Below are 20,575 nucleotides of genomic sequence, written 5' to 3' on the forward strand. Positions count from 1 at the left end.
ACAGGAGTGAAGGAAAAATATGCAAAAAACAGAAGAAAAAATCTCGCAGGCAAAAGCAAAACTTTTGCTTGAATATCCTTATTTTGGAACCCTTGCCTCCAAAATCGATGTTGTGATGAATGATGATATTGAAGCCTTTAAAAGTGACGGTAAAAAGCTTGAGATCAACAGCGATTATCTGAAAAATCTGGAACTCAGTGAAATGGAATTTGTCTTTGCCAACGGGGCGATGCATGCCAGCCTGGCTCATGAGATGCGTAAAAACAAACGCAGTGGCTGGCTCTGGCAGATGGCTACGGATATGGCAGTCAATGATATGCTTGTACAAAACGGCTTGGATATGCCCTATGGTGCACAGTACAGGGAACGTTTCAGCGGGATGTATGCGGAAGAGATTTATGCCGAGTTAAAAGATGATATCCTGCGGGATGACGAAGACTTGGAGTATGAAGCCGATGATGCAGGTGATGTAGAGCAAAAAGAGAACAATGAGCAGGAGCAACAGAGTTCAGAACAACAGTTGCAAGAAGAAATTTTGCAAGAACAGCTTTTTGCAGAGGAAGCCATTGCTCTTTTGGAATCCAAAATGCACAAAGGCGAAGCACCGGTGACGATTGAGCGTTTTTTCCAACTGGGTGATTTTGGAAAAATTGACTGGCGAAATGAACTGAGGATTGCACTTGACCCGTATTTTCGAGATGATTATGTCATGATGCCGCCTTCTAAAAAACTGCTCTACAGGGGTATATACCTGCCTTCGAATATTTCTCAGACCTTCCGTCTTGTGATTGCAGTGGACAGCTCCGGCTCCATTGATACAGTGCTTTTAAATGAATTTTTGAGTGAAGTAAACTTTTTAATGACATTGGTGCAAAATTATCAGATTGAACTGCTTGTATGCGATGAAAAAATCCAATCACACAGTACTTTTTACAGTGGAGAAAGATTGGAAATTGATATAAAAGGCGGCGGGGCAACAGACTTTCGTCCTGTGTTTTACTTTATAGAAGAAAACTTTGATGATGTGAAACTGCTTTTGTATTTTACAGATCTGGCAGGAGTTTTTCCGAAAAATGCACCGGATTATGAGGTGAAATGGATAAGTTCCAAGGAAAAGGAACTTCCGTTTGGAACACTGATAAAACTGGATCAGGCTTGAAAAACAACCTGGTTTCTTCCGTTCTTTTTTGCATTGTATAAAAGCATATCGGCTGCATTAATATTCTCCTCAAGAGATTCCTCTTCGTTAAAGAGTGTTGCACCTATTGAGACAGTGAAATTTATATACTTGTCATCTTTTAGATGATATGAGAATTTTTCCACTTCTTCTCTGAGTCTGTTGAAAATTTCTTCTGCACTGTACTGATTGATATTTTTCAGTACAACACAAAACTCTTCTCCTCCAAACCTTGCTACAATATCATGCGGATTTGTAGAACTTCTCAGGATATCTGCGAGGGCGATGATGATTTTGTCTCCTATATCATGACCATAAGTGTCATTGATATTTTTAAAGTGATCTATGTCTATCATCGCGATGGCAAATCTTTCACCGCTGTTTTTAACTTCGTCGATATATTCATTTATTGTGTCAAAAAAGTATCTGCGGTTATACAGCCCTGTGAGGTAGTCACGGTTTGCGTAGTTTGTGATCATCTGTATATTTTCCAAAGCTTCTATGGAATTGTTAATGCGGCAGGAAAATTCCTCTTTGGAAAAAGGCTTTTTAACATAGTCATTTGCTCCGTGTTTTAAAAAGAGTGCCGTTATCTCTTCATCTTCATTTGAAGAGATGACAAGAATACAGAGTTCGTTTTTGGTATATGTTTTTCTGATTTCTATGGTTAACTCCAAACCATCCATGACAGGCATATTGTAATCAGTCAGAACAAGAGAGATGTCTGGTTGGGATTTGAGCATACCGATGGCTTCTTCTCCGTGGGCAACACTGATGACCTGAAAAAAAAGATTTTCAAGCATTGTCTGCATCTGCTGTCTAAAGATTCTCGAATCATCCACTACAAGCACTTTGTGCTTTTTGTTGTTTTGCAGACGCTCTATGGTGTGGATGATGTAGTTTATGTCATCTACACCGCTTTTGTTGACATAGTCAATAATATTTTTTTGAAGAATTTTTTTTCTGAATTCTTTGTCAATATTACCGCTTAAAACTATGGCATGAATCTTTTTTTGCGTTACATAATCAACAATCTCTCCGTTTGGCGCATCAGGCAGGTTGATATCCAGAAGTGTAACGAAATAGGAATACCGTGCGATAAAGAGTTTTGCTTCTGCCATTGTGTACGCCACATCGACTTCCAAATCAAGAGCAGAATGTAGCTTTTTTGCAATAAGTTTTGCCAGTGTTTTATTGTCTTCTACAATTAAAATTTTTTCATTCATCATAAATATTCCTAAAAAATGTTAAGTAACAGTATACAGTTATTAATCTGATATTATACTAAGAATGGCTATTATCCGTTTATGAATTATAAAGCTTTGATACTTGATAAACTATACAGGAAACAGAATCTTTTTTTAACAGGCGGTGCCGGTGTTGGAAAAACGACTGTTACAAGAGAAATTATTGCAGCATTTGAGAGGGAGGCAAAAAAAGTTGCAAAACTGGCTTCAACCGGAATGGCAGCTACACTTATAGGCGGGCAGACACTGCACAGCTTTTTTGATTTGGGGATTGCTTCGGATGTGGATGAGTTGCAAAAAAATGCAAAATTTGAAATTAAAAAGAAGATTAAAAAACTGATATTGAGCATGGATTTAATCGTTATTGATGAGATTTCCATGGTCAGTGATACACTTTTTGCAATGATAGAACTGCGTCTTAAGCAGGCAGATTTTAATGGCTCTTTGCTGGTCGTAGGTGATTTTTTGCAACTCCCTCCGGTTGTACGCGGTTATGGCGAAGTAAAATTTGCTTTTGAATCACCTGCCTGGCAGAATTTCTCTTTTGAAACAGTGGAACTGACACATATTTACAGAACAGATGATCTTCGTTTCATAGAGCTTTTACATGCAGTGCGATTTGGCAGGATAGATGAACAGACGCATAATCATCTGAACGAATTTATAAAGCCATTGCCAAATGATTTGAGTCAGTTTACATTTTTGTTTGGAAAAAATGTTTCGGCTGCAAAACATAATAAAGCCCAGCTTGATTTTATAGATGAGGCTTTACATGTAAAGGAAGCACAGATTGTAAAACATCTCAAATCAACGCAGGACAAAGAAGTGGAGCGTTTTATGGATGATGCCAGAATAGATAAAGAACTTGCATTGAAAGTGGGTGCTCCTGTTTTGTTTACACGAAACGCCTGGAACTACTTTAACGGAGAAAGAGGCACTGTTGTGAATGTGGATGAGAGCTATGTATATGTACAAAAGAGTGACGGCAAAGTGGTAAAACTTGAGCCGAGTGCACAAAGTAAGGCCGTATGGAAAGAAAAGAGTGTAGAGGGAAAAAAAGAGATGGTGGAAGAGAATGTTTTTACGGTCTATCAGTTTCCAATAAAACTTGCGTTTGCTATAACCATCCATAAGTCACAGGGGATGTCCATCGAAGATTTGATTATAGAGACCAATGAGATTTTTGCACCTTCTCAGTTTTATGTGGCACTTTCACGTTCCTGTAATCCTGCAAGACTCACACTTATTGCCCCAAAAAGGCAATGGTATGAGCTTGCATATGTAAATCCAAAAGCTTTGAATTTTGTACAAAAGGAAGAGGCTTGTTGAAAAATGTAGAGAGCGGCATACTTTTTATGCTTGGTGCGGCTTTGATTTCTGCACTCAACGGAGCGTTGACTAAAATACTCTCCGAAGATATTTCTGCTTTGGAAATTGTCTTTTTTCGCAATCTTATCGGAATTTTTATCATACTGTATGCGCTGCAACATACGGCACCAAAACTTACAGGCGGAAAGATTTATATGCTTTTTACCCGCGGGCTTTTTGGATTTATGGCAATGATCCTCTTTTTTTATACCATTAGCGTTATTCCTTTGGGCGAGGCGATAACTCTGAACAAAACCTCTCCTTTTTTTGTAACACTGTTTGCCTATTTTCTTCTGCATGAACGTTTAAACAAAAAAACACTGCTGGCACTGTTTATAGGCTTTTTCGGTGTTGTTCTTATAACCAAACCTTTTGGAATGAGCTTTTCATATACCCATTTCCTGGGTATTTTGGGCGGTTTTTTTGCAGCAGCAGCATATACAACGATAAAAAAAATAAAAGATATATATGACTCACGTGTAATTGTCCTCTCCTTTGTGGGTGTAGGAACATTTTTGCCGGCATTGCTGTTCCTGACTGCACCCTTTATCAATGCTCCTGCTTCGTTAAGCTTTTTGTTCCCTGAGTTTATTTTGCCGACTACATTGCATGTATGGCTTTTGGTGATTTTTATGGCATTTATATCGACACTCTCCCAATGGCTCCTGACAAAAGCTTACAGTGCGCAAAACTTAAGTATTATAGGTGTTGTCAGTTATACAAATATTCCCTTTGCCATAGGTTTTGGGTATCTGCTTGGTGACAGTTTGCCGGATATATTGACATTTACAGGCATAGCCTGTATTGTATTTGGAGGTATTTTGGTAAGCAGGCGTTAAAGAATGAAATTATTTCATTCCACTTGCTGCAAGGGTTTAAGAGTATACAAACCACCATATATATTTATTAAAATTCCATCAGGGAGTTTTTTTCGAAGCTTCTTTATAAGTGTTCTTATAGAAGCAGCACTGTATTCTTTATCATTGTCCTCCCAAATGTTAACAAAAATATCAAATGAATTGAGCGATTTGTTTACATTGAGACATAATAGATGCAAAAGTTTCGTTTCATAATTACTTAACAAAATCAATGTATTATTGACAAAATATTCTTTTGTATCCAAATTATATGTTGAGATTGTATTCAAGTGTATAATATTCTTGGTAAAAGATTCAGTTTTTAATAATTCCAATGCTATATCTATACTCTGTGTTAATTCTTTTCTTTTGATAGGTTTTACTAAATAGTTAAGCATTTGCATACTTAAAGCCTCAAGCAGTTTTTCTTTTTCAGAGTGTGCAGTAAGTATAATGATTTGTGTATGTTTGGAGATTTTTCTTATCTCTTTTGAAAGTTCCAAGCCTGATAAAAAGGGCATTGTAATATCTGTAAGAACAATGTGAGGGGAATGTGTCTTGTATAAACTAAGCGCTTCTTCTCCGTTGTCAGCCTCATAAACAGTACAATTGTATCGACTTTTTATATAGGCAATATGATTTTTCCTTGTGGTGTACTCATCTTCTGCATACAGTAGTGTAAAATTTTTCATAATATTATGCTAAACAGCGCTCCTTTTTGAGTGTTTTTGACATACAATTCTCCTTTTAGACTATTTTCTACCAGCATCTTTGCCATATATAGACCAATACCGATTCCGTTTGATTTAAATTTGGTTGTGAAGTAGGGTTCAAAAATTTTCTCTAAAATTGTTGTATCTATACCGCCTGCATTGTCTTCAACTTCAATAATGGCTTTTCCATCTGCATTCTTTAATGTAATATGAATTTTCCTATATTCCATATTTTTATTTTTAAATGCATCGACAGCATTAATTAAAAGTACATGAAGGACTTGAATGAAATCATTGCTGTTTATCTTTGCCGAAATGCTTTGGGAAATATCTACTTTTACTGTTATTGTTTGTAGTTTTGTATCGATTAATCGTAGTGCCTGAGAGATAAGGTCTTCTAATTTTGCTACGGTTATATTTTTAGAGCTCTCTTTAAAATAGTTGCTGAAATTTTCAATAGTCTGGGACATGTGTTGTGTAATTGTTTCTATTCGTTCTATATCTGTATCTAGTGTTTTTGGTGTAATTTTTTTTGTATAAAAATCAGCATCAATTTTCATTGCTACTGCATTAAGTTCAGATAATGGCTGTCGCCATTGATGCGCAATATTTTGTAACATTTCTCCCATTGCAGCTAATTTGTTTTGGCGCTGGAGATGATTATTTTTATGTTGATTTTCTCTTTGCAGCGTGTGTATTTGTCTTGATAATATTATGGAAAAGGAGAAAATTTCAAAAATGACAGTTATCTCAAAGAGGTATGCAATAGGTTTGCTTAAAAACCCTACATAATAAAGCATGGTAAAAATCATTCCACCTAGAGAAACTCCCCAAATAAAAGCAAAATATTTTGCATATTTTTCTTTTTTTGTTACTGCAAGATAGATACTGACAGCCTCTAAATATAAAGCAAAAACAATGGCCAAAGGTGTCATATATTTTAGAAGATAATTCTGGTGTGAATTAAACAGAACAATCAAGACAATTAAAAACATAACTAACACAAAGGAATAATAAATTTTTTTATAATTATGTAAATTTAAAAATTTATTGGTAAAAAGAAAAATGGAAAAGACTACTGTAGCCAAATAATAAACAGGCATATATGCCTGTTGGTAAATCAGTGTTTGGTTGTTTTGCAGAAAATATGCGATCATACCGCTTAAAGAAAGGTGATGTATAAAAATCATTGCTATAAAAAGAGCATAATAAAAATAGCTTGAATTGTCACTGTGAATACTTATACTTATTGCATAGATAAATGCAACAAGCAAAATACTGAAAAAAACAGTTAAGAGAAGCTGATGGCGAAGTTCTTCATTTTTATACATTTTGTAATCTTGTAGTTTTAGATGAAAATGGAGCGAGTGGGTCATAGGACGAAGTGCAAAAAGAAAAGTTTTTTCTTCATGGGGACGAAGTGAAACTTCAAATGTGAAAAAAAGTTCATTTTTGAATTTTTTTCTTTGCAGAACACCGTTTTTCTCTTTTCTTTTGAGTGTATTATTCGCATCGATTTCATAAAAATCGCAAACAGCAAGGTTTGGTGCATCAAGGGTAAAATAGCGTATTATTTGTTTGTTTGAAGTATTTTTAAGAATAGATTTTATCCAAAGTGTGTCTTTGAAAATATATCCAAAATTAAAAAAATCTTTTGTGCTGTTTTGAAATAATATTGATTTTTGCAGTATGTCACTCACTGATTTTTGACTGTTTTTATCTAAAAACCAGGAGCTTTCTTTCAAGACATTAAGATTATTTGTATTTTCGCTTATACTCGTAATGCTTTGTGCATTAACAGATAATTGCATCAGCAAAAGAAGAGAAAAAAAATACTTATATGTTGAAAATTTCAATAATGGGCCTTATGCAGTTGCAATATTATTTCGAAAGTGTATCATTTTTACATAAAGAGAATCTTTTTATCCGTTTTTTTATAATAATTAATATTTTTCACATTTGGCACACACTTTTTTTATAGAATTTCGTGAAATTAAAACATAAAGGAAATAAATGAAGAAAGTAATACTTGCAGGAATACTAACAATGAGCGCCAGCCTTTTTGCAGAGGTCGATTTAAATGAACATAAAACTATTGACAAGATAGCATTAGCAGGATTAAATGCAAACATAGCAAAAGTTGATAAAGCTGCAGCCGGTCGTTGGTATTTATATCAGGGAGAAACAGCTGTTTGGAGAAAAGTAAGAAATGATGAATTTGAACTTGACGGTGCAATTGAAGAGGCATATACGCATTTTCTAAATAAAATAAAAGAAAATAAAGACATAATTGGACAAACAAGTGTATTAAGACTGGGGGCACAGTTTGGAAAATATAACTTTAAAAAACAAGAATTTCCTCTGTCACTTATGAGTAAAAATTCGTATATATCATATTATGGATCCGTTTTGGCATATAACGGGAAGACTAAATTGTCATTTGATAATATTAATCCTAATAATACAATACTTCCAATGATAAAAGCAGATGCTAAGCAATTTATGAAAGCAAGAAAGAACAGCAGAGGCAGTGTAGATAGAGATTTGACTGCAAAATATTCTTATGTAATTAAAAAAATAATCTCTTCATCTGAAAATATTGAACAATGTCAGGAAAATTTTCGCGGATGTAGTGATGATATTAATGTGAAAGTGATCGGACATATAACGAAGCTGGAAATTTTAGGCAAAGATGGCAAAGTTTTAAAAACATATGACAACTATAAGTAAAAGTACAGATAACTGAAAAACGGAGGAATTAAAATGAGTGAAAAAAAACAAAGAGTAGAGGTCAATAGATAATGAAAAAAGTTTTATTAACAGTAAGTATTTTAGGTATAGTTATGTTTTCTGGATGCAGTTCTGATTCAAAAGAGTCTTTAAGACAAGAAATGAAAATACTTTTTCAAGATTGTTATAATTTGAAATATTCAAAAGAGGAATGCAGAGAAAAAGGTGTAGAACTTGGAGAAAGAATCAAAGACTTCAACAGAGGAGCCTCTTCAGAAGATAAAATCCGATTATAGTCCATAAAATTCTATCAAGAATGCAAGGTAGTGCAATGAATAAAATGATAATTGCTATAATAATCTTACTGTACGGATTAGTCTATGCTGATTCTTATAGCAAAAAAAATATTTTAGGAGTATGGGAGGTTTCGTCAGTAAAACCAAATGGTTTTGTCTCCTTTGGAAAAGAATTTTCAAAAACCAGAGGTGAAATTTATACTCTTTCCTTTAACAAAAGGGGAGAAGTGAAAAATAAGACGACAAATACTGTGTATAACTATGAAGTTGTCAATGGAAATTTGAAAATCTATCCAACGAAAACATATAAAAAAAACTATAAAATCAAAGATAAAAGACATTATGACCTGTGGAAAATCTCAAAGAACTACGAGAATTGTTACCAAGCTAATATAGTGCAGAAAAAAATTCCGGGTTATTATCGTAAAAACGGGTATAAATGGTGTAAAGTACAAGAGTATCCGAAAATTATATTTAGTGTGTTTCCGTCTTCTTCTCCTGTTTTCCACGATTTGCCACCCACTTTTGAAAAAACTTAAACAATTTTAAAGTCAGCTATGCAAAGCATTGCAAAAAACGCACCTAATCGGACACCCATAACGTTTTAGTTCGGACACCCGTGACGGTTTTAAATCGGACAGTGATGACGGAAATGATTCGGACACTTTTACTAAAAAAGCGTCAACACAGATTCGTTTAAGAAAGAGATATTTTCTAAATTCAAATACACTCTTTGTAAATTTATTTACAAGGGTGTTGAAAATGAGGATTATATCTATGAGATCAGTTCGTGATATTGTAAAGTACCATAGTATGGGCTTGTCAATCAGAAAGATACATGACGCTACAGGAGTAGCCAAAAGTACCGTTGCAGATTATATCAAACGGTTTAAAGAGCTTGGATTGTCAATAGAGCAGATTGATGTTTTAGATGATGATGCACTCAAACTACAGTTTTTCCCCGATGTAGCCAGTGTCGTTGTCTCACGCAAAGCGATGCCAAACTTCAACTATATCCACCAAGAGCTCAAACTGCGCAAAAAAACCAAAGTGACCCTCTATCTGTTGTGGGAAGAGTATAAAGAGGATAATCCGGATGGGTATCAGTACACCCAGTTTCGCGTATACTACCGCCGCTTCGTCAAAAAACTCAACCCCTCCATGCGCCAGACACACCTTGCGGGTGAGAAGATGTTTGTAGACTACAGCGGTGTTACTATGCCAATACACAACCAAAGAACCGGTGAAGTGGAGTATGCACAGATATTTATAGCCGTACTAGGGGCTAGTGGATACACCTTTGTTCATGCTACCCCAAGTCAAAAACAGGAGGACTTCATCTACTCCCATGTCAAGTGCTATGGGTTCTTTGGCGGAGTGCCAAGAGTGGTAGTTCCCGATAATCTCAAAAGTGCCATCATCTCCAATAATAAAAACGGTATCGTCGTCAATGAGAGCTATGCAGACCTCAATCGTCACTATGGCGTCATAGTAAATCCAGCACGCCCAAGAAAGCCAAAAGACAAGCCAAAAGCAGAACAGGGTGTCCAAGCGATTCAACGCTACATTCTCGCACGCTTTCGTCACCATAAGTTTTTCAGTGTCGATGAGCTCAACGAAGCTATAGCGGAGTTGCTCGATAGATACAATAATAAGATTATAAAACATCTCCAAAAGAGTAGAACAGAGCTCTTTAATGAGCTCGATGCACCCTATCTTAATCCACTGCCTGCAAACAGCTATACCTATAAACAGTTTAAGATCGCAAAAGTGCATCAGGATTACCATATAAGCCTTGAGAAATGCAACTACTCTGTACCTTACAAATATATCAAAGAGGAGGTAGAGGTACGATACTCCACACAAAGTGTCTATATCTACCACAAGAACAGACTCATCGCTACACATCCACGCCTGCGAAGAGTTGGTGAGTGTTCGACACTGCATGAACATATGCCAAGTAAACATCAGTATGTAAACGAGAGTATGAATCCGCAAAGAGTGCGTTCTTGGGCAAAAAATATAGGTGAATTCAGTAGTGTGTTTGTGGAGGATGTATTTGCATCAGTAGAGTATCCACCACAGGCGTATAATAAAATAGTAGCCATCTTATCGTTGGCAAAACTCTATGGTAATACAGAGCTGGAGTTGGCGCTGATGTATGCCACAAAGCACAACACCACAACCACAAAGTCGATCAGATCGATACTCGATAAAAAGCTCTATCTGAGTGAGAGTGCCAATAATGTGCAACCATCATCACACTACGCACTTTTTAACAACCACTCCAATATCCGCGGTGCAGATGAGTACAAATAGAAATAATAATCAAATAATAAAAAGAAAACAAGGACAAAAGAATGAATCACACTACCGTTATCAACAAACTGACAGAACTTGGTTATAAGGGCTTTAAAGAGGCATATTTGCAACAGATGGAGGATATCAACTACGATTCTATGGGGTTTAGTGAAAGACTCTATCAGCTTCTTGATGCGCAGGATATATTTTTACGCAATAAACGCATCATCATGAATCACAGACTCTCAAAAATCAAAGATAAGCAAGCAGCACTCGATGCTATAGATTACACACCACAAAGAGGGATCAACAAAGCACAGATCAGATCACTATCTTCACTCAACTTCATCGATGCCAGACAGAACATCATCATTACCGGTAAAACTGGGACTGGGAAAAGCTATCTCGCTCAAGCGTTTGCCAATAAGGCTATATTTGATGGGTACAAAGCCTACTATGTAAGAACCCCTTCATTGCTTGAGGAGATAAAAATTGCAAGGTTGGATGGCACTTATACTAATCTGCTTAAAAAGTATTCAAGATTTAAACTGCTGATTCTTGATGACTTCGGTGTGATACCTATGGGTGAAGATGATGCAACGAATCTCTTTGAGATCATAGAGGACAGAACGCAGATTAATTCTACAATTATCACTTCACAGCTTCCTGTAAGTGAGTGGTATAACTATCTCAACAACAACACCATTGCAGATGCAATTTTAGACAGAATTGTTCACTCCTCCCATAGGATAGAACTGAGTGGTCCATCGATGCGAAAACTCAAATCGAGCATCAAAACTGACGAATATTAAAAAATCATTCGGACACTTTATGCTAAAATGGCGTTACAGAAAATATTCCCTTTCTTGGTGTCCGATTTAAAACGCGTTGGGTGGCCGGATGCTCCGTCATATGCAAAGCATCATAAAATCTTTGTTGAATCTTAGATAGTTTCATAGGGAATATTTCACCATCATCCAACTTTATAGCAAATACATGTTTAATGAGGTCCCTTAAAATTTTATATGAAATTTGATATTCTTTTTTTAAATCCCTTGTTTTTACTTCAAACTCTTTATATATAGCATATGCCACAAAGCAAATGAGGATATGGGCCTTGATTCTTGTTTCTAGCCTGTGATGTATCGGCCGTATTTGAAGATCTGTTTTAGAAATTCTAAAAGCTTTTTCAATGTGCCAAAGGTTTTGGTAATGTTCTATTATATCTTTATGAGAAAGTGTAGTATCGTTTATTATATACCCTTTTAATCCATCAAGTTTGCTGTCTTGTAAGACTTTGTTATGATTGAGTTTAAACTCTACTTTGCAATCATCTGTAATATCCAAGTACTTTGCATAATGGGAGAGTTTTAAATCTTTTTTAGTGAGATTGGTTGAATACTCAATCTTTGCTTTTAATCTCTCAAGAGCCTTCTCTCTTAAGCGTTTATCTTTTTTGGCTCTTTTTGATGAGTAGGTAAGTACGAGTCTTTGGTGTATATCAAGAGAGTATTTTTGATTTTCTTGTGTATATTTTACAGTTTTATCAATCTCTATTTCATGGGTCGTACTATCATCAATAAATGTCAGGTTTGTAATTTTCTCTTTGATGCTGCCTGGTAGCATCTTAATTTTTGCACCAAGGATATATCTGTACCCGTTATTTTCAAGGTAAGCTATATTGGCATCATTTAACATACCTCTGTCAGCTACTACAATAGGCTTGTGTTTTAGTTTAAATCTTTTTTGAAAGCTTTTTAGTGCTTCAAGGAGTGTGTGCCCCTCATACTTTTTACCGTGATACACCTCATAAGAGAGAGGATACCCTTGTAGTGTTGTAAATAGACCCAGTTGTATCTGTGGCCGTGCTAATTTTCCTTCTTTGGAGAAACCTATTCTTCTTAGGTATCTTCACTCTCACTCTCAAAAAACAGTGTTGTTACATCATAGAAGCTTACAACTAAATTGTTATCTATTTTTGCAAGTGTATCTTGATATATAGCCTCTTCAACTCTTTGTTTAATCTCATCTTTATAAAGACTATCTACCAATCTGTATATTGTCTCATCGCTAATCTCTTTCTTTTTAAAATAAAAAAGATAATCACTTAGATACAGCTTACTCCCTGGATAGAGTATTCTTGATATTACAAGTGCTTTAAAAAGTTCATGCTTATCATTTTTCTTATACACTGATTGGAAAATAGTTTTTTTACTGATAATCCTGTCAAAGATTTTACCAAAAAAGAGTTCATCACCTATAGGAATTATTTGCTCATTTGAGATTGACAAAAACTTTAACTTTTTATCTTCTTGTTCTATGTTGTCAAACAGTGTGGGCTCTAACTCTTTTATTCTCTCTTTGCCTTTTTTTAAAAGTTCCTCTATCTCATCTGAATCTTTTGAACAGCCTATGCTCTCAATTACTTTTGATCTTCCTTTTACTTTTTTTATTATTTGGATACTGACAGAACCACTTGAGTTTTTCTTTTTTCTAACATACATAAAGGTATTATAAAAAACTTTCTCTTAAAGTTTGTGCCACCCATTTTTGAAATATGATACCCCTATTTTAGGGCTTTACAGAGGATGTTTCTCTGTTTTTCTTGAATTCGTGGAATTCAGGAAAATTCCGGGTTATTATCGTAAAAACGGGTATAAATGGTGTAAAGTACAAGAGTATCCGAAAATTATATTTAGTGTGTTTCCGTCTTCTTCTCTGCCACAACAAACAATGAAAAATCCCAATTAAGCTTTTTGGCAGAAAACAAAGGTTATCATTTAAATATATTAAAAAAGGGAAAGAGTAGATGCAAGCTGCGGACAGAAGTGTTACTATTGCAATAGATGAACTTCCTGATAATGTTGTTATTTATAAATTTGAAGAGAATGATTTTATTTTTGTGGATTTAAATAAAAATGTTGAGAAAACTGAAAATATTTCCAAGGAGAAGCTGATAGGCAAAAAATTGACAGAAGTTTTTCCCGGAGTAAAAGAGTTCGGGCTTTTTGATGTTTTGTTGCAGGTCCATGAAGACGGCAAAGCAAGAGATCTTGACACAAGGCTTTACAAAGATGAGAAGCTCAGCGGCTGGCGATATAACAGTGTAAGAAAACTGCCAAACGGTGAACTGATAGTCTTTTACAAAGATATGACGAGGTGTAAGCAGATGGAAGAAGAGTTGTATTATCTGGATAAAGAAACAGTGCTTGAGAGAAAAAAAGTGCAACTTCTTGCACAGGCTTTGGAACAGACTGATGACATGGTGTTGATTACCGATGCAAACGGTATCATAGAGTATGTCAATGATTCTGTGATTGAAAAAACAAAATATGAGAGAGAAGAACTGATAGGCAATAAAACAAATATTTTTAAATCAGGAAAACATACACAGGAGTTTTATAAGAATCTTTGGGAGACAATACTCGCTGGAAAGAATTATCATAATATTCTGATTGATAAGACAAAAGATGACAGGCTCTATTATGCAGACTTGAAAATAACACCGCTCTTTGATGAAAACAGAAATATTCAAAATTTTGTTTCTACAAGTACAGATATAACAAGCCGCATTGAAATGGAAAAAGAGCTGAAGAAACTGGCAACCATAGACAGCTTGACAGAAATATACAACCGTTACAAAATAGATGATGCGATAAATATAGAAATACAAAGATATAAACGCTATAAAGAACCGTTTTGCATACTAATGTTTGACATAGATCATTTTAAAGTTGTCAATGATACATACGGCCATGATATAGGAGACAGAGTGTTAAAAGCTTTGAGTCGTCTGGTTTTGAAGCATATTCGCAAAACTGATATATTTGGTCGCTGGGGAGGTGAAGAGTTTGTTGTCATACTGGAAAATACAACAAAAGAGAAGGCTGTTGTCATTGCCGAAAAAATAAGAAAGAGAGTTGAGGCATATACTATAGATAAAAAATATAAAATCACGATCAGTATAGGCGTTGCCGAGTATCAGGAGCCGCAGACGAGAGAAGAGCTGGTGAAAAAAGCAGATGATGCTTTGTACAGAGCGAAACAAAACGGGAGGAATCAGGTTGTTGCTGCATAAAAATTTATTGTTGGTTTTATTGTTGGCGGTTGTCAGTTTCAGCGGATGTGTATCACATCAGGATAAAGGGTATTATGAAAGAGCAAATAAGGCAAGCGAGAAAGCACTGCAGAAGCTAGACAGAGAGTAAAAACTCTCTTATCTAAAGATTTTTATAACTCTTTTTCGTGTTTTGCCAAGTACTCGGCAACACCTTCGGCGTCAGGTTTCATACCCTCGTCACCTTTTTCCCAGCCGGCAGGACAAACTTCACCGTACTCATCAGTAAACTGCTGTGCATCGATCATTCTGAGCATTTCATCAACATTACGTCCAAGTGGAAGGTCGTTGATAACCGCATGACGAACAATGCCTTTGTCATCTATTAAAAATGAACCGCGAAGTGCTACTGCATTGTTTAAAAGTACATCATAAGCACGGGAAATATCTTTTGTCAAGTCTGCAACAAGAGGGAAATTGATACGGCCGATTCCGCCTTTTTCAACCGGAGTTTCTCTCCATGCAAAGTGAGAAAACTGTGAATCAACTGAAACACCTACAACGTTCACACCGCGTTTTTGAAATTCATCGTATCTGTGAGAAAATGCAATGATTTCAGACGGGCAGACAAAAGTAAAGTCTAACGGGTAAAAGAATACTACAGTACCTTTTTCACCGAAATTTTCGCTTAATTTGAAGTCTTCTACGATTGAGCCATCAGCTAAAACTGCTGTAGCTGTAAAATCTGGAGCTGGATTTGTTACTAACATATATATGTCCTTGTGTTTAATTTTATAAACCGATTCTATCTAATTTTTACTAATAAAAATCTATATTTTTTGAGTTAATTTATAACTTTTGATTTTGCCAGTGCGGCTTCTATCTCTTGGGTGCTTACATCACCGTCAAGCTTTAACGAAACATCGCCGTCTTTTCCGCTGACAGACATATTTTTGATTTTGCTTTTTGTGGCATCACTCATACATTCGCATTTTCCTGTGGCACAGTTTTCTACCATGGAAACGATATTTTGCTTTTTGACTGCACCACTGAAGGAAATTTTTACACCGCTGTCTGTTTTATTTACTTTTCTGTTCATCGCATAACTCCTCTTTTATGATTGGCAATAACTTTTTTTCTATTAAATTGAGAGTTTTTTCGTACTCCGCTTCTGCTTTGCCGCTTGGATCTTCAAAGCTTACATGTAAGGTCTTTACCGCTTTGGCAAAGACGGGACAGCTCTCTTTTGCAGCGTCACAGACCGTAATGACCAGATCAAAAGGAGTATCCAGCACCGTTTCAATCACCTTTGAATGATACTCATCTTTCCAATACCCTTTTTGTTTGAGCAGTGCCTGTGCGTGAGGGTTTACCTTGCCGCTTGCTTTGACACCCGAACTTTGGGCATGCACACACTCACCAAGTTTCGCATTGACAAGGGCTTCGGCCATGATGGAGCGGCAGCTGTTGCCGGTGCAGAGAATTAAAACTTCTTTTTTTTGACTCATATTTTACATGCTCCGTTTTGGGATGATTTTTTCAAAGGCGGCAAGGCTATTTCCAAATGCCGAATTTCTCTTAAAGCCTCTGTGCGAAACCTGTCAAGCGGTGAGCGAATAGCATAAAATCCCCAGGTGCCTTTTCTCTCAACTCTTAAAAACCCGGCTTCTTTGAGTATTTTCAGGTGCCGTGAGAGACGAGACTGAATCATATCAAGCGATTCCTGCAAATCACAGACACAACACTCCCCGTGTTCATCCAAAAATCGCAGTAAAAGGACTCTTGTTTCATCATTTAATGCCGAAACAGTTTTTAAAAATATTTCCATTGCATCCTCCGTTTGCAAAATTATAGCAGATTAAAACACAAATATCAAGATATATTGATTTATAGATTTTATTTCGTTATACTTTCACCAAAGCGTACAAATTATGCACAAAAGTTGTAACAGCCGGCACTGAAGTACCGGTTCCGAGGTGTTTTTGGAATAGAGACTGCGTCATAAAGTGAAGTAACTTTTTGGGAACCCGTACTTCAGTGCGGGCTTTGTGTTTTTTAAGCCTGATGCCATTAAGTTAAACAGCTTTTTTGGAACCGGTACTTCAGTGCCGGCTGAGAGCAGTAGGGCTGCAACAACAGTATTGATTTTAAAAATAGTATAAAAGGTGAAGTATGGTACTTGCATTTGGTTTGTTTTTAGTGACATTGGTTTTTATCATCTGGCAGCCCAGAGGTTTGCAGATAGGGACGACGGCGGTTATTGGCGCTGTCGTCGCTCTAGTGCTGGGTATAGTGAGTTTTGATGATGTGCTCACAGTGATAGATATAGTCTGGGATGCGACACTCTCTTTTATAGGCATTATCATCCTTTCCATGGTACTGGATGAAATAGGCTTTTTTGAGTGGGCAGCCATTAAAATGGCGCGTCTCAGCGGTGGAAACGGAAACAAAATGTTTGTCTATATTTTACTCTTAGGGGCAGTTGTGGCAGCCTTCTTTGCCAATGACGGGGCAGCTTTGATTTTGACACCGATTTTACTGGCAAAGATGAAATACCTGAAAATGAAGCCCTTGCCTATTTTTGCTTTTTTAATGGCAGGCGGTTTCATAGGCGATGCCGCATCAAATCCTCTGGTCATTTCAAACCTGACAAATATCGTAACAGTAGGCTACTTTGACATAGGTTTTGTGGAGTATGCCAAAAATATGTTCCTGCCAAATCTTTTGAGTATTTTTGCTTCCATTGCCGTTTTATGGATTTACTTTCGAAAGGATATTCCTTTACATGTAAACGTAGAAGCCTTGCCTGAAGCCTCTACAGTCATAAAAAGCTCTGTAATGTTTAAAATTTCATGGGCTTTTTTGGTACTTTTGATGTTGGGCTATTTTATAGGCGATAGATTTCACCTGCCCGTGTCTCTCTTTGCACTCGGCGGGGCTTTGGTGTTTTTGGCAATAGCCAACCATTACAAGGCCGTCAAACCGATTATGACAATCAAAGCGGCACCCTGGCAGATTGTATGGTTCAGTATCGGGCTGTATGTTGTGGTGTACGGCTTGAAAAATGCAGGATTAACGGACATCATTGCCTCATGGATAGCAATGCTCAATACACAGGGCACAACGGCAGCTGTCCTAGGTACGGGCTTTTTGTCGGCCGTTATCAGTTCTGTGATGAACAATATGCCGACAATTATGATAATGGACATCGCCATAGATAAAGTCGGCTATGCAGGCAATGAAGCTTTGGTATATGCCAATATACTCGGAGCAAATCTTGGACCGAAAATGACACCCATAGGCTCTCTCGCAACACTGCTGTGGTTACATGTACTCGCACAAAAAGGACTCAAAATAGGCTGGAGCGAATACATGAAAGTAGGACTTATAGTAACACCTCCTGTTTTATTTATCGCACTTTTGGGATTAATTTAAGTTTTTTAAGTTTTAAACCGATATAATGAGTATGATATATTAATATAAGGAAGTAGTATGAAAAGAAGCGGTTTTACTCTTATAGAGCTCATCTTCGTAATTGTAATTATAGGTGTGTTGGCAGCGGTAGCTGTTCCGAAATTTAAAAACTTGAAACAGAGTGCAGAGGCGAATAATATCATTAAAGTTACGACTGATATGGCAAGTGCGGGTGCATCTACAGCAGTAAATCAAAGAGATTTGGAAGACAATGCAACATATACACTGCAGGGTTTAGTAAATCTTAATGGAAGAAACTGGACATGGACGGATGCAAATACATCTCAATATCAAGGTCCAAACGATCTTGGTGTTGTTGCACAAATTCAAATGACAGGTCCTTCCACTATTACCTATGGTGTTGATTGTAATCAACTTGGTGATCCTCAAACAAAAGCAAAATGTGCTCAAATAAATGACACAAACAGTACAACTGCACACACTATAACATTTTAATTATATTATAAAGAAGGGATAGTCTCTCTTCTTTATATAAAGGGCTTGTTTGAAAAAAGCATTTACACTCATAGAACTAATTTTTGTTATTGTAATCATCGGTGTTTTAGCCGCAGTTGCTATACCAAAATTTAGTCACCTCTCTTCAAATGCCAAAATCTCTTCTGAAATGGCAACGGCTGCGACGGTGCAGTCTGCACTCGATGATATTCATGCCGACTGGATAACCGCTGAGGGTACATTCAGCTGGGGAAACGGCAACAGTATTGACTGCAACAACGGGAGTGATGCTCTTTTTGACTGTGACAACGGTTACCCTAAAAAACTGGGTGAGTGTGCAGCAACAAATTCCCAGGCTTTTAAGTATCTGCTGAAAAATCCGGCAAGTGTGGATGCAAAATGGAGCTGCACGGCAAACAACGACTACCACGGACCGGCATCAAGCACAAGCAGCGGTATTGGCGAAAACAGCAGTGACAAACCTGACAGTACAGACCATTGGGAATACAATGATGTCAACGGAACTTTTATACTTATAGAGGGATAGAACTTTCTTATAAATTTGACATTTTGTGTATAATCCATAAAGCAAATCCCAGTATAAATGCACTTACAATTGCTATACCGATACTCCCTGTCTCTATATCCATTCTGACTCCTTTAGTTTGCCATATCGACCATATTCCACATTGGCAGGAAAATTCCAAGTGCAAGCATTAAAACAAATCCTGCAATTGCCCCAAGCAGTATAGGCTCTATCAGTGTAGCAATATTGTCGACAATATAGCTGAATCTGTCTTTGTAAATTTTGACAACTTTTTGCAGCATTTTATCCAAACCACCACCGGTTTCACCCGCTTTTATCATCTCAACAACCATATTTTCAAAAAGTTCTGTCTCTTCAAAACCCTGGTTCAGACTTTTCCCCTCTTCGATAGCACTCGCAATTCTGTCTACTTTTTGTTTGATGTAGACATTGTCTATAATTCCGGAGGCTATGCGCAGAGCTTCAAGCATGGGAATTCCTGCTTTGACAAGTACGCTGAACACATAGACAAAACGACTGATCATTGCAAAAAAAGTTGCTTTGCCGATAATGTAAATTTTAAGTATCAGTTTATCCAAAAACATATGAACTTTGTCGCTCTTTTTATACATGTAAGAAATAGTAAGCGCCAAAAATACAGCACCGGCAAGAATATAGGGACCATAGACACGTAAAGCATACTCCAGCCAGAGTAAAAACTTTGTCGGCAGAGGCAGTTCCATTTGTGAACTTTCAAAGATAGACTTAAACTGGGGAATAACAAAAATTGTCACAACACTAAATGCAATACCCATGGCTGTCACGATGACCAGCGGATAGCGTGTGGCTTTTTTGAATTTTTTTCGGTTATCCAGAATGTCTTGGAGTATATCGGTGAGATGTGTGAGTGATTCAGCTATTTGGCCTGTCTCTTCACCAAGCTGAATCATGGCAACAGTGAGACTTCCAAGCTGCTCTTGAAACGGAAGCACGGAAGCATAAAAACCTTTTCCGCTCTCTATGTCGTTTAAAACTTTTTCAAATATGGCTTTGAGAGCTTTGTCTTCCTGGTGTTTTGTTACTTCGCTGAGTGTATAGTTGAGAGGAAGCCCTGCATCAAGCATAATTGCCATTTGATCGAGCAGTGCTATGAGCCTCTCCTGATCAACTTTTCCCTTGCCTATAGGGTCGTTGTATTTTGCCAAAAGGTCTTGAAATGACTGTTCAAGCGGTTTTGAAGTCTCTTGAATTTTTACAAGAACGCCAAGTTCCATTTCAAAAAACTTCTCCATGGCTTCTATCTTGTTTTGTGCTTCGAGAACAACGGAGGAACGTTTTTTCCCAAATTTGTAATCAATTTTAAAATACTTCAC

The 20,575-nt window shown here is 36.7% G+C and carries 21 protein-coding genes and 1 pseudogene; 13 read left to right on the forward strand and 9 right to left on the reverse strand.

The window, feature by feature from the left end:
• Positions 1–19 precede the first annotated feature (19 nt).
• Positions 20–1,159, forward strand: a complete 1,140-nt coding sequence (locus tag MLC52_RS02220; protein WP_434581096.1) for a vWA domain-containing protein — start codon at positions 20–22, stop codon at positions 1,157–1,159.
• Here MLC52_RS02220 and MLC52_RS02225 read toward each other — a convergent pair.
• Positions 1,150–2,403, reverse strand: a complete 1,254-nt coding sequence (locus MLC52_RS02225) for a GGDEF domain-containing response regulator (RefSeq protein ID WP_434581618.1) — start codon at positions 2,401–2,403, stop codon at positions 1,150–1,152. The two genes, MLC52_RS02220 and MLC52_RS02225, sit on opposite strands and share 10 nt — an antisense overlap.
• Before the next feature lie 81 nt (positions 2,404–2,484).
• On the opposite strand from MLC52_RS02225, the gene MLC52_RS02230 reads away from it, so the two are divergent.
• Entirely contained in the window at positions 2,485–3,753 is a 1,269-nt protein-coding gene (locus MLC52_RS02230) for an ATP-dependent DNA helicase (RefSeq protein ID WP_434581097.1), read from the forward strand.
• Positions 3,747–4,631, forward strand: a complete 885-nt coding sequence (locus MLC52_RS02235; protein WP_434581099.1) for a DMT family transporter — start codon at positions 3,747–3,749, stop codon at positions 4,629–4,631. Before MLC52_RS02230 ends, MLC52_RS02235 begins: the two co-directional genes overlap by 7 nt.
• Positions 4,632–4,645: 14 nt before the next feature.
• On the opposite strand, the gene MLC52_RS02240 is transcribed toward MLC52_RS02235, so the two are convergent.
• Positions 4,646–5,341: a response regulator transcription factor gene (locus MLC52_RS02240; RefSeq protein ID WP_151901027.1), complete on the reverse strand. Its 696-nt coding sequence runs from the start codon at positions 5,339–5,341 to the stop codon at positions 4,646–4,648.
• Entirely contained in the window at positions 5,338–7,218 is a 1,881-nt protein-coding gene (locus MLC52_RS02245) for a sensor histidine kinase (RefSeq protein WP_434581102.1), read from the reverse strand. The genes MLC52_RS02240 and MLC52_RS02245 overlap by 4 nt, the downstream gene beginning before the upstream one ends.
• 157 nt (positions 7,219–7,375) lie before the next feature.
• Between MLC52_RS02245 and MLC52_RS02250 the strand changes: the two genes are divergently transcribed.
• The 5 genes from MLC52_RS02250 to istB all read left to right on the forward strand — a co-directional run bounded on the left by MLC52_RS02250 (position 7,376) and on the right by istB (position 11,501).
• Positions 7,376–8,092 (forward strand): DUF4852 domain-containing protein, encoded by a 717-nt coding sequence (locus MLC52_RS02250; protein ID WP_151901025.1) that lies wholly within the window; start codon positions 7,376–7,378, stop codon positions 8,090–8,092.
• Between the two features lie 71 nt (positions 8,093–8,163).
• Positions 8,164–8,388 (forward strand): hypothetical protein, encoded by a 225-nt coding sequence (locus MLC52_RS02255; RefSeq protein WP_434581104.1) that lies wholly within the window; start codon positions 8,164–8,166, stop codon positions 8,386–8,388.
• A 35-nt stretch (positions 8,389–8,423) separates the two neighbouring features.
• Positions 8,424–8,927: a hypothetical protein gene (locus MLC52_RS02260; protein ID WP_434581106.1), complete on the forward strand. Its 504-nt coding sequence runs from the start codon at positions 8,424–8,426 to the stop codon at positions 8,925–8,927.
• Between the two features lie 238 nt (positions 8,928–9,165).
• Positions 9,166–10,707 (forward strand): IS21 family transposase, encoded by a 1,542-nt coding sequence (istA, locus tag MLC52_RS02265; RefSeq protein WP_434579769.1) that lies wholly within the window; start codon positions 9,166–9,168, stop codon positions 10,705–10,707.
• A gap of 41 nt (positions 10,708–10,748) precedes the next feature.
• On the forward strand, positions 10,749–11,501 hold the full coding sequence (gene istB / locus MLC52_RS02270; protein ID WP_434579771.1) for an IS21-like element helper ATPase IstB: 753 nt from the start codon (positions 10,749–10,751) through the stop codon (positions 11,499–11,501).
• A gap of 100 nt (positions 11,502–11,601) precedes the next feature.
• Here istB and MLC52_RS02275 read toward each other — a convergent pair.
• Positions 11,602–13,193, reverse strand: a pseudogene (locus MLC52_RS02275) (IS1634 family transposase); the annotation flags it as partial.
• 305 nt (positions 13,194–13,498) lie between these two features.
• Between MLC52_RS02275 and MLC52_RS02280 the strand changes: the two are divergent.
• Positions 13,499–14,767, forward strand: a complete 1,269-nt coding sequence (locus tag MLC52_RS02280) for a diguanylate cyclase (RefSeq protein ID WP_434581108.1) — start codon at positions 13,499–13,501, stop codon at positions 14,765–14,767.
• Positions 14,757–14,897, forward strand: coding sequence for a hypothetical protein (locus MLC52_RS02285; RefSeq protein ID WP_346389336.1), 141 nt, complete (start codon positions 14,757–14,759; stop codon positions 14,895–14,897). Before MLC52_RS02280 ends, MLC52_RS02285 begins: the two co-directional genes overlap by 11 nt.
• A gap of 22 nt (positions 14,898–14,919) precedes the next feature.
• Here the strand turns inward: MLC52_RS02285 and MLC52_RS02290 are convergent, their stop codons facing one another.
• The 4 genes from MLC52_RS02290 to MLC52_RS02305 form a co-directional block, all read right to left on the reverse strand.
• Positions 14,920–15,516 (reverse strand): peroxiredoxin, encoded by a 597-nt coding sequence (locus tag MLC52_RS02290; protein ID WP_151901021.1) that lies wholly within the window; start codon positions 15,514–15,516, stop codon positions 14,920–14,922.
• A 74-nt stretch (positions 15,517–15,590) separates the two neighbouring features.
• Positions 15,591–15,845, reverse strand: a complete 255-nt coding sequence (locus MLC52_RS02295) for a hypothetical protein (protein WP_151901020.1) — start codon at positions 15,843–15,845, stop codon at positions 15,591–15,593.
• Complete coding sequence (locus MLC52_RS02300; protein WP_151901019.1) at positions 15,826–16,254, reverse strand: arsenate reductase ArsC; 429 nt, start codon at positions 16,252–16,254, stop codon at positions 15,826–15,828. The genes MLC52_RS02295 and MLC52_RS02300 overlap by 20 nt, the downstream gene beginning before the upstream one ends.
• The gene (locus tag MLC52_RS02305) at positions 16,251–16,574 is read right to left on the reverse strand and encodes an ArsR/SmtB family transcription factor (protein ID WP_151901018.1); all 324 of its coding nucleotides are present in this window, start codon (positions 16,572–16,574) and stop codon (positions 16,251–16,253) included. The genes MLC52_RS02300 and MLC52_RS02305 overlap by 4 nt, the downstream gene beginning before the upstream one ends.
• Positions 16,575–16,918: 344 nt before the next feature.
• On the opposite strand from MLC52_RS02305, the gene MLC52_RS02310 reads away from it, so the two are divergent.
• Genes MLC52_RS02310 through MLC52_RS02320 form a run of 3 tightly spaced genes read left to right on the forward strand, consistent with a single transcriptional unit; the run spans position 16,919 to position 19,223 of the window.
• Positions 16,919–18,181 (forward strand): arsenic transporter, encoded by a 1,263-nt coding sequence (locus MLC52_RS02310; RefSeq protein WP_434581111.1) that lies wholly within the window; start codon positions 16,919–16,921, stop codon positions 18,179–18,181.
• A 57-nt stretch (positions 18,182–18,238) separates the two neighbouring features.
• Complete coding sequence (locus MLC52_RS02315) at positions 18,239–18,676, forward strand: type II secretion system protein (RefSeq protein ID WP_434581113.1); 438 nt, start codon at positions 18,239–18,241, stop codon at positions 18,674–18,676.
• A 49-nt stretch (positions 18,677–18,725) separates the two neighbouring features.
• The gene (locus MLC52_RS02320; protein ID WP_151901016.1) at positions 18,726–19,223 is read left to right on the forward strand and encodes a type II secretion system protein; all 498 of its coding nucleotides are present in this window, start codon (positions 18,726–18,728) and stop codon (positions 19,221–19,223) included.
• Between the two features lie 113 nt (positions 19,224–19,336).
• On the opposite strand, the gene MLC52_RS02325 is transcribed toward MLC52_RS02320, so the two are convergent.
• A complete protein-coding gene (locus MLC52_RS02325; protein ID WP_151901015.1) occupies positions 19,337–20,575 on the reverse strand; it encodes a type II secretion system F family protein in 1,239 nt (412 codons plus the stop codon).

This window comes from Sulfurimonas sp. NW15, assembly GCF_051132285.1.
Lineage (GTDB): Bacteria > Campylobacterota > Campylobacteria > Campylobacterales > Sulfurimonadaceae > Sulfurimonas > Sulfurimonas hydrogeniphila.